This window comes from Aeromonas sp. HMWF015 (genome assembly GCF_963878965.1).
In the GTDB taxonomy this organism is placed as follows: domain Bacteria; phylum Pseudomonadota; class Gammaproteobacteria; order Enterobacterales; family Aeromonadaceae; genus Aeromonas; species Aeromonas veronii.
In genome coordinates this window covers 1-11,706 of record NZ_CAWNZT010000231.1, presented here as the reverse complement: position 1 = coordinate 11,706, position 11,706 = coordinate 1, and the positions used below count along the sequence as shown (strand labels likewise).

Below are 11,706 nucleotides of genomic sequence, written 5' to 3'. Positions count from 1 at the left end.
CTCCACCGCTGTTGCTGCCTCCACCGCTGTTGCTGCCTCCACCGCTGTTGCTGCCTCCGCCGCTGTCGCTGCCACCGCCGCTGTTGCTGCTACTGCCGCTGTTGCTGCCACCGCCGCTGTTGCTGCCTCCACCGCTGTCGCCACCACCACTGCTGCCCCCACTGCCACCATCGCCATCTTTGTTGTGAACGATCAGCTCATTGGCGATGTAGCTGTGGCTGCCATCGAGCAGCAGATTGAAGAGTGCGGTAGTGGGAGGCGCCTCGATCCAGCAGAGTGACTCAACCAGCAGTAATTCCGGCTGGGGTTGCAGGGCCAGATTGCCCGTCACCATGACAGGTGCCGGGCGACACATTATCTGCATGCCGGTAAATAGCGGCAGCACCGCCAGTTGCGGGTTTTCGGTTCGTGTCATGGCCGGTGAGATGGCTGCCCAGCCCCGAGTGGTCAGCAGAGGGTGCTCTGCGGTAAAGAACGGGGGCAGATCATTGATCCCGTAGAGTCTGCGCTTGCCTAGTATGACCCGTTCGATCGCCAGGATCCGGTTACTGCCGCCGTGCTGATCCAGCACCCGTTCACCGACCCGCAGCGTCTCTATAGGGCGGGTGGAGCCATCGGCCATCGTGATGCGAGTGCCGGCGATAAAGCAGGACTTGGCATAGGCCTGATTCATTTGCCACTCATTGTGGGCGAAATCATAACTGAACGGGTTTGCAAACAGGGCGAGTGCGATGGCCGAGCCGATCAGCAATCTGCGCTGGCTGGCCTTGAATGGGGGCTGTGACATGGGGACTCCTTGTCCATCTTGATTCACAGGATCCATTATAGAGCGCCCCCTGGCGGCGGCATTTTTGACCATGAACACAATAAACATGATGGAAAAACGATTGGCGTTCGTCACAATAATGCGTAAAATAGCATACTCGATGCTTGTAGCAACGAATCCCGCCTAAAAAGCCAGTTTCATGCCCTTCCCAAGCAGTAAAAGGTAACGAGTGACGCATTTGCGTTCATTTTGTGCCTTGAAAAAGTCTTGTGATGACTGAAAAGTGATAAATATCCCCATCAGTTATCAAAAAATTAAGGACATCCATGTTTTCCTTAGTCAAGCAAAGTGTCGCCGGGCTGCAAATCTTGTTTGTCGCCTTCGGTGCCATGGTTCTGGTGCCCCTGCTCACCGGACTGAACCCCTCCATGGCCCTGCTTGGCGCCGGTGTGGGCACCCTGTTGTTCCAGCTCTGCACCCGCCGCCAGGTCCCGATTTTCCTCGGTTCCAGCTTTGCCTTCATCGCTCCCATCATCTACGCCACCCAGACTTGGGGATTGCCATCCACCATGTTTGGCCTGTTTGCCGCCGGTTTCATGTATTTCATTCTGGCTGCGCTGATCCGGGCAAAAGGGATGGGTTTTGTGCACAAATTGCTGCCCCCGGTGGTGATTGGCCCGGTGATCATGGTGATCGGTCTTTCTGTGGCACAGGTTGCCTGCAACATGGCGATGGGTCGTGCTGGCAGTGAGCAGGTAGTACCTGCGGGGACTGCGCTGACGCTGGCCGGTATCTCGCTGGCAGTCACCCTGATTGCAGCGGTGTTCTGCAAGGGGTGGATCAAGCTGATCCCCATCCTGTGCGGCGTGATTGCCGGTTATGTCTCGGCGGTCTTCATGGGCCAGGTGAGTTTCGATGGCATGGTGAACGCCCCCTGGCTGGCGCTGCCCCACTTCGAAACCCCGGAGATCAACTGGGCTGCTGCGTTGTTCATGTTGCCGGTCGCCATCGCCCCCTGTATCGAGCATATCGGTGGCGTGTTGGCGATTGGTGGCGTGACTGGCAAGGATTATACCAAGGATCCGGGTTTGCACCGTACGCTGGCCGGTGACGGCATCGGCGTCTGCTTCGCCGGTTTCATCGGTGGCCCACCCGTGACCACCTACGCCGAAGTGACCGGTGCCGTGATGATCACCCGCAACTTCAATCCGGTCACCATGACCTGGGCTGCGGTGTTTGCCATCATTCTGGCCTTCTTCGGCAAGTTCAATGCGTTGCTCACCTCCATCCCTATGCCGGTGATGGGCGGTATCATGCTGCTGCTGTTCGGATCCATCGCTGCCATCGGTCTCAAGACGCTGGTGGAATCCAAGGTGGATCTGGGGCTGTCACGCAATATCGCGATTGTCGCCGTGACTCTTACTGTCGGGGTCGGTGCGCTGGAGATGAAGATTGGCGACTTCGCGCTGGCCGGTGTTGGCCTGGCCTCTGTTGCCGCCATCCTGCTCAACCTGATCCTGCCCCAACACTCTGAAGAGGGTGTGATGGACGCGGCCAAGGACTGAGTTCCACCAGGCGTTCATCGTTGATTTGGAGAAGGCCACCTCGCGGTGGCCTTCTCTTTTTCGGGTATCTAGCGCCACTTTTCGGTTCGACGGAGCTCATCTGGAAGCAGATGAGGGGGTTAGCATTCTCATTTGACGTATCTCTTTTCGTGACCTTAGCTAAAGGACAGGTTTGGCTCTGAGGTCTCCTCGAGCAGTATGGGAAAATGGATGTTGGCGTTTTCTATCATTTCTCTCCCAGACCGCTGTCATAAAACGATGCGCTTTTTCTTTGCCACGGCGCTGTTGTATGGCAGAGGCTTATCCGCCCCACTCCGCACTCCCCTTATGCTGCCCTGGCATGTTTCCTCCTCGATTTGTTGTGAGCCTCCCTCGCCGGTTGCGTTTCGTTGCGCACAGGCAAAATCCGGATCTGTTTGCTGCTGCACATGGGTGGGCGGCGAGCCGTGAAAGCCGGCATGACCCCAGCGGGTCAGACGTGCACCGCCATCGGTAACGGCGGATGTTCAGGGATGAATGGCAAGCAAAGCGAGGTTGCAATGAACTATCAACTGCTGTGGAAAAGTGCAATTTTTTCAGTCTCTTCCATGATGGCGATAAGCGCTGTTCAGGCTGCGCCACTGAACGTGATGACCGAGGATTACCCGCCATTCAACATGCAGGGGGAGGGGGGCAAGATTGTCGGGCTGTCGACCGAGGTGGTCGAAGAGCTGTTCAAGCGTGCCGGGGTCGAATACAAGCTGACCCTGATGCCCTGGAAACGGGCGTACGAAGATACCCTCGGTACTCCCAATACCGCCCTCTACTCCACGACCCGCACTCCAGAGCGGGAAGCACTGTTCAAGTGGGTCGGGCCGCTGGTCAATAACAACTGGGTGTTTTTCTCCAGCTCGACAGCCAATATCACGGTCAAGTCACTGGAAGATGCCAAGCAGTATTCGGTGGGTGGCTATAACGGCGATGCGGCCGCCGAATATCTCAAGGCCCAGGGATTTGCCAAGTTGCAGTTGGCAGCCAACGATACCGCCAACGTGAAGAAACTGGAGGCAGGTCGCATCGATCTCTGGGCAACCGGCCAGTATCTGGCCCCCTATCTGGCCAGCAAGGAGAAGGTGGCCTCACCCAAGCCGGTCTTCGTGTTCAAGGAAACCCAGATGAGCTTGGCGTTTAACAAGGATACGCCCGATGAGCTCATCACCAAGCTTAACGAGATCCTCGCTGCCATGAAGGCGGATGGCACCATCGACAAGATCAATGCCAAGTACCAGTAACAGTACCAATAGCAAGTGCCGCTCAATGGCACTGCGCCGGCTGCCGTAAAACCGGGAGGAAACCATGGATTGGAAAAGTCTGACGTTCAGGATTGCCGTGTTGACCTCCCTGTCGGTGAGTCTGCTACTGGTGTTGTTTGGCGGTTACAACTACCACGCCGTCAAGGCGGAGAGCTACAGCAAACAGAGTGCGCTGGTCGAACAGGCCATCGGCCGGCTGCAGCTCTCCCTGCCCGGCCCGCTGTGGAATTATGAATCGGCCTTCATCGAGGCATCACTCAAGTCCGAGCTGGCGGCCGATATCCTGAGTGCTTTGCTGGTGGTCAACAAGGACAAGCTGGTGGCCGGGTTTGCCCGTGACTCGGCGGGGAGCATTGCCCCTGTGACAGCCATGCCTGCCGATACTGCTGCCTATGGGGGATATGATCTGGTCTATGACGACAGCGGCCAGAAAAACACAGTGGCCCGATTGCTGGTGCAAACCAGTGATGCTGCCATTCAGGCCCAACTGCGCCAGCAGTTGATCACCACCGTCTGGCAGATCCTGGTGCTCGATCTCTGCATCATCGCGTTGCTGATGGTGCTGATTCATCGCAATGTGCTCAGGCCGCTCCATCAGATGAATCAGGCGGTGTTTGATCTGGCCAAAGGAGAGGGGGATCTGACCCGGCGTCTGAAGATCAGCCGTCAGGATGAGATGGGCGCGCTGGCCATCAACATCAACCATTTTATTGCCAAGTTGCAGGAGATGGTGGCGGAGATCAACGAGCTCTCTGCCGGTGTGTTGCAAACCGCCGAACTCTGTGACTCCCTCTCGGCAGATACCCGGGTAGGCAGTGACGCCCAGCAATCCGAGCTGGATCAAGTCGCAACCGCCATCACCGAGATGAGTCAGGCTGTGCAGGAAGTGGCTGGCAATGCGGTGAAAACTTCTGGCGCCACCGATGAGGCCAACCTCTATGTGGAGCAGGGTTACAATCTGGCGGGCCATGCCAATGAGGCCATCCATCAACTGGTGGGGGAGGTGGAGCGAGTCGCCACCCTGATGCGCACCCTTTCGACCGAGAGCAGCAGCATTGGCACCATCATCGAAGTGATCAACGGCATTGCCGAGCAGACCAATTTGCTTGCCCTCAACGCGGCCATCGAGGCGGCGCGGGCGGGTGATCAGGGGCGCGGTTTTGCGGTGGTGGCGGATGAGGTGCGCACCTTGTCGGGCCGTACTCGCCAGTCGACGGAGGAGATCAGCGCCAGTATCAAGCGGTTGCAGCAAGCGACCCAGAATGTCGGTGCCGGCATGCAACAGAGTCAAGAGAAGGCATCCCGCGCTGGCATCGAGGCGGCAGATGTGCAGACATCGGTGGAGAAGATTAAAAATCAGGTCAGCCTGATCCGCGAGATGAACATGTATATCGCCCAGGCATCGGAAGAACAACACTCGGTGGCAGAGGCGGTCAGCCATAGCGTCAACCGGATTGCGACGCTCAACAGCGAGAGTGCGGCCAGAGTGGCAAAGGTTGCCGAGGCCAGCAGCGATCTGCGGCAGCTGTCGGCCCAACTCGACACCCTGCTCAAGCAGTTTCGGGTCTAGTCAGTTCACTTCGCCCCGTTGGATCATCCTGCGGGGCAGGCCGGTTCCCATTATTTTGAGGCGCGGCGAGATAAGGGGCCTTGTCCTGCAGCGCTTTTCGTCATGCCCATGTCACTGTTCAGCTGAGATTGGCGTGACCGCGATACGCGAAACTCGCAGCATCATGCTCTGCCCGATACGCAGTCCGACAGCGCTGGACGCATATTTTCATTTTCCCCGCTCATGCCTGCCTGCATCTATTGTGCCGCTGATCTCGACCCTTTAGAATTTCGTTTAATTACAGCGAGTCCTGAGCCGCCATCTGGCTTTATCAGGTGTGGAATCCCATCTTCTTCATGATGAATGCAAATAACAGGTGGTTGGTATGACGGGGGTTGCGCCAGGCAATAACATATCAGCCTATCACTTCGGTGATTATGTCTTTGATGTCAAAAGGCGAGAGCTGATCTTCTGTGCCGACAAGGACAACTTGCAAAGCGCCCGGGTGGTGCGCTTGTCATCCGCAGAGAGCCTCATTTTCAGCTATCTGCTCGATCACCATGACGAGGTGTGCGACAAGGATCTGTTGCTCGATATCGGCTGGTTGGGTCGCCCCATCAGCCCCAACTCCCTGAACGTGGCTATCGCCAATATTCGTCGCCACTTCACCTCATCCCCCCAGACGCTGGATATCAGAAGTACCCCGAAAAAAGGGTACTCCCTGCATCTGAACTGCAAGATGAAGAGCTATTACGGCAAGGCACTGCCAACAGAGAGTGAGCCCTTGCCCGAGCCGATGAGCGAGACCACGCCTGCAGCTGCTGCGCAGCCACCGTCGACACCATCAAGCTCCGACCACGAGGTCATCAAAGATCCTGCTGCTCCCCGTTCTTTTGGTGAGCGCGCCAAACTTGCCTTTCTCAGCGGTATCGGGCGGCCAATGCTGGCAAGGGGCCTGATATACGTCAATCTGCTACTGGTTGTGCTGGTGGCGTTTGTCGCCAGCTATCTCCATTTCGAGTGGCTCCATGTGCACTGCACCGACTCGCCGACCGGCGTTGTTTGCCAGATGGAGGCACGGAGCGATGTGCCACCAGTCAAGCCGGCATCGCTGGTGCTGGTCTCCGGCCACCAGGTTCGCGTGCTTTCCTATAAAGAGCTCGAAAAAACGCTGTAAGGGATCTCTGATGAAACGAACGCTGAAAAATACCTTGCTGCTGTTGCCACTGCTTGTCGTGCTGCTGTTTGTGGTCGGGATGTTTATCAACAGTCTGGGCTGCCATTACGACCTGAAAATGTCGGCCAATGGAGTCAACTATCACGGGGTGTGCCGCTGGGGCAAAATTACCGTGATCGAAGAGGAGGAGGCGACCAGGGAGAAGTGGCGGGTGACCGGTTTTCAACTGACCTTTTTCAACCAGCTTGTTTACCTCATCGACAGTCGTACCCAACTGCACGAATCGGGTAACGATGACTCCTATCTCAATGAGTACAACCTGATCCAGTCGCAATATGCGCTGGTCAACTATGCCTGGGTGCCGCTGACTGAAAACAAGGTGGCGATCTTCCAGCGCGATCCGGTGCACGAGGTCGTGATTGCCCAGCGAGATGGCTGGTTCGATCTCTACCGCTGGTTCTTCCCCCCGGCACCACTGGTGCCTGTTCAGCCGCAAAGCGCAGGTGCCGGGCGTCCCGCTAGCTTCTAAGCAACTTGCACCAGGGGCCGGTGACTTCGCAGTGGCCTGTCTCATCACTGTTTTGCCAGCCCAGCCGATGGTAGAAGGCTACTGCCGCCGTGTTGCGGGTCGCAACCTTGAGCGAGCCGTGCGGCGAATCAGCGAGGGCCCGCTCCAGCAGGGCGCGCCCTATTCCCTGACCGTGCCAGTTGCTTGACACATAGAGGTGATGGACGAAGTGATCGGGCTGCCAGATGGCGATAAAGCCGCAGATATTGCCACCCTGTTCGGCTACCCACACCTGTTCACCTTTGGTCTGTTCCTCGAAATCCTCGAGTTGGAAACGGGCGGGATCGACCCAGTGAAAGGTGTGGCGGCGGCTCTTTAAAAACAGCCGGGCCAGTTGGGGAATGTCGTGTTCTTCCATGAGCCGGATCATGATGTCCTCCCGGATCAAGCCAATGTTCATTGAGGCCGCTGCACAGAGGCAGGTTAATTGATGCAAATGACAAGGGTGTGATTAAGCACTGTCCATTGTATTTGCCATGGGGCTATACTGCCGGAGTCCCTTGTATGGATGGCTTGAGGATCGCTGATTTATGGACAATAAACTGATTGAAGGCAACATTTTTGTTCCGGCGCACATAGACGATGTCTGGCACGCTTGGACTACCGAAAGCGGTCTGCGCAGTTTTCTGGCTCCCGAATGTTTGATGGTGGCCGAACCGAATGGTCCTTTCGAGATCTACTTCAGGCCTGATGCCCCGCTGGGTGAACGTGGCAGCGAAGGGTGCCGGGTCATGGCCGTCATGCCCTATGACCTGCTCAGTTTCAGCTGGAATTTCCCGCCCAGCCTACCCCATATCCGCCAGCAAAAGACCCAAGTTTGCCTGCGATTTGTGCCGGAAGGGCAGGGCACTCGCCTCTACTTCCTGCAGAGTGGTTGGGCCAATGATCCGGATTGGGATCAGGGTTATGCCTATTTTCGGGAAGAGTGGCTGGAGACCAGCCTGCCACGGTTGCAGTATCGTTTTACCCACGGACCCATCGACTGGAACAATCCCCCAGACAAGGCGCAGTTGAAGGCGCTGGCCCAGTAATCCCGGATATCAGACATAAAAAAAAACCGGCCAAAAGGCCGGTTGAAACAGTTCAGGCTTGTCAGGTGACAAACGTATCCAGCGGATGAGAGTCGCTTTCCACTCCTTGTGAAGCACAACACTCTTGGTTACGTGCGGCTACTTTATGCCATTCACACTGAATCGAGGCTGAACCATGGATGATCCCGCCTCATTCCCCTCTTCAATCAGATTGTGATCCCCATCGACTGGCGCAAGTAAGCGCCCGCACCGAGCAGCCCCGGCCCTTCATGGGTGATCAGGAACACCGGGATCTCCTTGAGGTAGGACTTGAAGCGCCCCTTGTCTTCAAAGGCGACCCGGAAACCGGAACCGGTAAAGAACTCCTGGAAGCGCGGCACTATGCCGCCTGCGATATAGACGCCGCCAAAGGTGCCCATATTGAGGGCCAGATTGCCGGCAAAGCGGCCCATCAGCACGCAGAACAGGCTCAGGGTGCGACGGCAATCGAGGCACTCCCCGGCCAGTGCGCGCTCGGTAATGTCTTTGGGGGCAAACGGTTCGGGCTCACGGCCATCGGATTTCACCAGCCCGCGATAGAGATTGACCAGACCCGGGCCGGAGAGGAACCGCTCTGCCGAGACATGGCCCAATTCGCCTCGCATTACTTGCAGCACCGCATCTTCCTCTTCGGTGTTGGCAGCAAAATCCACATGACCACCTTCACCCGGCAGGCTCAGCCACTGCTCACCCGCCTTGACCAGATGGGCGACCCCAAGGCCGGTGCCCGCACCATAGATGGCGATGGGCTTGCCCGCTACCGGCGCGGCGCCGCCAAGCTGGATGCGATCCGATTCAGCCAATACCGGCACTGCCATCGAGACGGCGGTAAAGTCGTTGATCACTTGCAGGCGTGCCAGCCCGAGATTGCCCTGCATCTCGCTGATGGAGAACTCCCAGCTGTGGTTGGTCATGGCAACCCAGTCACCGTTGATGGGGCAGGCGATGGCGATGCAGGCTTCAGCCACCTGTACCTTGTGTTCCTCCAGATAGAGGCGTACCACGGCTTCAAGGCTGGGATGGGCCGGACCTGAGTAGGTCTTTGTCTGAGAGATAGTACCGGTGGCCAGCTCACACAGGGCCAGACGCGCATTGGTGCCGCCGACATCGCCGACCAGCGCATGGGTATGCTGCATAACAACTCCTTCGTTACAGGATGGGGACGACTCTGGTGTCCCGAGATTATTGTTGGATTATGACGGTCCATTCTATCCGAGCTCAGGCTTGCTCACCTGCCGGATCGATACAAACGTGCGCCTGCTCACAGTGTTGTTGCTTTGCAACATTTGTAAGCGCTTTCATGGCAAGGTGACGTTTTGTAACGAAAAGTACGAAATAATTAGAGATGAGTCATACTTTGTATGGCAGGCGTTAGTTGCGATAACCGCTTGTCTTGTATAGTCCTTAGCTTGAATGGAAACTTGCTTAGCCGTAGATTGAGTGCAAAGACACTGAAGCTAAATTACAAAAACGCCTGGTGGTGATGATGAATACCCTTGATAAAATTACGAACAACTTGGAAAGTTTCAGTAAATCAGAACGCAAGGTTGCCGAGGTGATCCTGGCGTCTCCCCAGACCGCCATCCACTCCAGCATCGCCGCTCTGGCCAAGATGGCCGACGTCAGTGAACCGACCGTCAACCGCTTTTGCCGCCGTCTCGATACCAAGGGCTTTCCTGATTTCAAACTCCATCTGGCCCAGAGCCTGGCCAATGGCACCCCTTACGTAAATCGTCATGTGGAAGCGGAAGATGGGCCTGATACCTACACCGCCAAGATCTTCGAATCCACCATGGCCTGTCTGGATGCCGCCAAAAACAGCCTGGATATCTCTGCCATCAACCGCTGCGTCGATATCCTGACCCAGTCCAAGAAGATCAGCTTCTTCGGCCTTGGCGCCTCCTCCGCCGTTGCCCGCGATGCCCAGAACAAATTCTTTCGCTTCAACATTCCGGTAGTGAGCTTTGACGATATCGTCATGATGCGCATGAGCTGCATCAACAGCAGCGAAGGGGATGTGGTGGTGCTCATCTCCCACACCGGCCGCACCAAGGCACTGGTCGAGATCGCCGCGCTGGCCCGCGAGAACGACGCCACCGTGATCGGCATGACCGCCAAGGACTCCCCGCTGGCCCGCGAGTGCAATCTGGTGCTCTCCATGGATGTGCCGGAAGATACCGATGTCTATATGCCGATGGCATCCCGCATCGCCCAGCTGGCGCTGGTGGATGTGCTGGCGACCGGTTTTACTCTGCGCCGGGGGATGAAATTTCGCGAAAATCTGAAGAAAGTAAAAGAGGGATTGCGCGAATCCCGCTTCGAAACCCCGCACTCTTCCTGAACCGTCGGGGGCTCAGGCCCCCGACTGTCTATGCCACCCGCCTTGGTGTAGTATTGTAATTTAATAACAAAAACCACCCAGATGGTTTGCAAACGGGTGCATCGAGCCATGGGCTTGATGGGGCAGAATCTCAAGTCATATCAACTTCATATTGGAGTCTTTCATGCCTAGACGTACAAAGATTGTAACCACACTCGGTCCGGCTACCGACCGCGAAGGGATCCTCGAAGGGATCATCCGCGCCGGGGCCGACATGGTGCGGATGAACTTCTCTCACGGCACTGCTGAAGACCATATCCTGCGCGCCAATCAGGTGCGTGACATTGCTGCCAAGCTCGGTCGTCACGTCGCCATCATGGGTGATCTGCAAGGCCCGAAAATCCGTGTTTCCACTTTCAAGGATGGCAAAATCTATCTGGCCATCGGTGACAAGTTCATTCTCGACGCGGCGCTCGGCAAGGGTGAAGGTTGTCAGGAGCAGGTCGGTATCGACTACAAGAGCCTGCCAGACGATGTGGTACAGGGCGACATCCTGCTGCTGGACGATGGCCGTGTGCAGCTGAAGGTCGAGCAGGTTGAAGGCACCCGCATTCACACCACGGTGACCGTGGCCGGGCCGCTCTCCAACAACAAGGGCATCAACAAGAAAGGGGGCGGTCTCTCCGCTCCGGCCCTGACTGAGAAAGACAAGGAAGACATCAAGACCGCTGCCCGCATGAATGTGGACTATCTGGCTGTCTCCTTCCCGCGCTGTGGCGATGATCTGCGCTACGCCCGCGAGCTGGCCCGCGAAGCCGGTTCCAATGCCAAGATCGTGGCCAAGGTTGAGCGCGCCGAAACCGTCGCCACCGATGAGGCGATGGAAGACATCATCCTCGGTTCCGATGCCGTCATGGTCGCCCGTGGCGATCTGGGTGTCGAGATCGGTGACCCCGAGCTGGTTGGTGTGCAGAAGAAGCTGATCCGCCACTCCCGTCGTCTGAACCGTGTGGTGATCACCGCGACCCAGATGATGGAGTCGATGATCAATGCGCCGCTGCCGACCCGTGCCGAAGTGATGGATGTGGCCAACGCCGTGCTGGATGGTACCGATGCGGTGATGCTCTCTGCCGAGACAGCAGCCGGTCAGTTCCCCATCGAGACAGTGACCTCCATGGCAAGCGTCTGTGTCGGTGCCGAGAAGCACCCGAGCCTGAACGTCTCCAACCACCGCATGAGCTACACCTTCACTTCCGTTGAAGAAGCTGTAGCCATGTCCACCATGTATGCGGCAAACCACCTGGAAGGGGTGAAGGCGATCGTGGCGCTGACTGAATCGGGTACCACTCCGCTGCTGATGTCCCGTATCAGCTCCGGTCTGCCGATCTTTGCCATGTCC

Annotated in this window: 9 protein-coding genes and 2 pseudogenes; 8 read left to right on the top strand and 3 right to left on the bottom strand. The window is 57.1% G+C overall.

Annotation, left to right across the window (positions count from 1 at the left end; genetic code table 11):
* Positions 1 to 787 (bottom strand): annotated as a pseudogene (locus AACS18_RS12565) (hypothetical protein); the annotation flags it as partial.
* 305 nt (positions 788 to 1,092) lie between these two features.
* Here AACS18_RS12565 and AACS18_RS12560 point away from each other — a divergent pair.
* From AACS18_RS12560 to AACS18_RS12540, 5 genes are all read left to right on the top strand, one after another.
* Positions 1,093 to 2,331, top strand: coding sequence for a uracil-xanthine permease family protein (locus AACS18_RS12560; RefSeq protein WP_108541026.1), 1,239 nt, complete (start codon positions 1,093 to 1,095; stop codon positions 2,329 to 2,331).
* A 539-nt stretch (positions 2,332 to 2,870) separates the two neighbouring features.
* Complete coding sequence (locus AACS18_RS12555; RefSeq protein WP_005334783.1) at positions 2,871 to 3,602, top strand: substrate-binding periplasmic protein; 732 nt, start codon at positions 2,871 to 2,873, stop codon at positions 3,600 to 3,602.
* A gap of 64 nt (positions 3,603 to 3,666) precedes the next feature.
* Positions 3,667 to 5,193 (top strand): methyl-accepting chemotaxis protein, encoded by a 1,527-nt coding sequence (locus tag AACS18_RS12550; RefSeq protein WP_108541027.1) that lies wholly within the window; start codon positions 3,667 to 3,669, stop codon positions 5,191 to 5,193.
* A 364-nt stretch (positions 5,194 to 5,557) separates the two neighbouring features.
* Positions 5,558 to 6,349, top strand: coding sequence for a winged helix-turn-helix domain-containing protein (locus AACS18_RS12545; RefSeq protein ID WP_108614324.1), 792 nt, complete (start codon positions 5,558 to 5,560; stop codon positions 6,347 to 6,349).
* Positions 6,350 to 6,359: 10 nt separating this feature from the next.
* Positions 6,360 to 6,878, top strand: coding sequence for a hypothetical protein (locus tag AACS18_RS12540; protein WP_005353702.1), 519 nt, complete (start codon positions 6,360 to 6,362; stop codon positions 6,876 to 6,878).
* Here AACS18_RS12540 and AACS18_RS12535 read toward each other — a convergent pair.
* Positions 6,868 to 7,287, bottom strand: a complete 420-nt coding sequence (locus AACS18_RS12535; RefSeq protein ID WP_108614329.1) for a GNAT family N-acetyltransferase — start codon at positions 7,285 to 7,287, stop codon at positions 6,868 to 6,870. The genes AACS18_RS12540 and AACS18_RS12535 overlap by 11 nt on opposite strands.
* Positions 7,288 to 7,447: 160 nt before the next feature.
* Between AACS18_RS12535 and AACS18_RS12530 the strand changes: the two genes are divergently transcribed.
* On the top strand, positions 7,448 to 7,948 hold the full coding sequence (locus AACS18_RS12530) for an SRPBCC family protein (protein ID WP_005334766.1): 501 nt from the start codon (positions 7,448 to 7,450) through the stop codon (positions 7,946 to 7,948).
* A gap of 206 nt (positions 7,949 to 8,154) precedes the next feature.
* Here AACS18_RS12530 and glk read toward each other — a convergent pair.
* Positions 8,155 to 9,126 (bottom strand): annotated as a pseudogene (glk, locus tag AACS18_RS12525) (glucokinase); the annotation flags it as partial.
* 347 nt (positions 9,127 to 9,473) lie between these two features.
* Here glk and AACS18_RS12520 point away from each other — a divergent pair.
* Together AACS18_RS12520 and pyk are read left to right on the top strand one after the other, a co-directional pair.
* On the top strand, positions 9,474 to 10,328 hold the full coding sequence (locus AACS18_RS12520; RefSeq protein ID WP_005334759.1) for a MurR/RpiR family transcriptional regulator: 855 nt from the start codon (positions 9,474 to 9,476) through the stop codon (positions 10,326 to 10,328).
* Positions 10,329 to 10,491: 163 nt separating this feature from the next.
* Positions 10,492 to 11,706: pyruvate kinase (pyk, locus tag AACS18_RS12515; RefSeq protein ID WP_108614328.1), on the top strand; the 1,215-nt coding region annotated here is incomplete at its 3' end.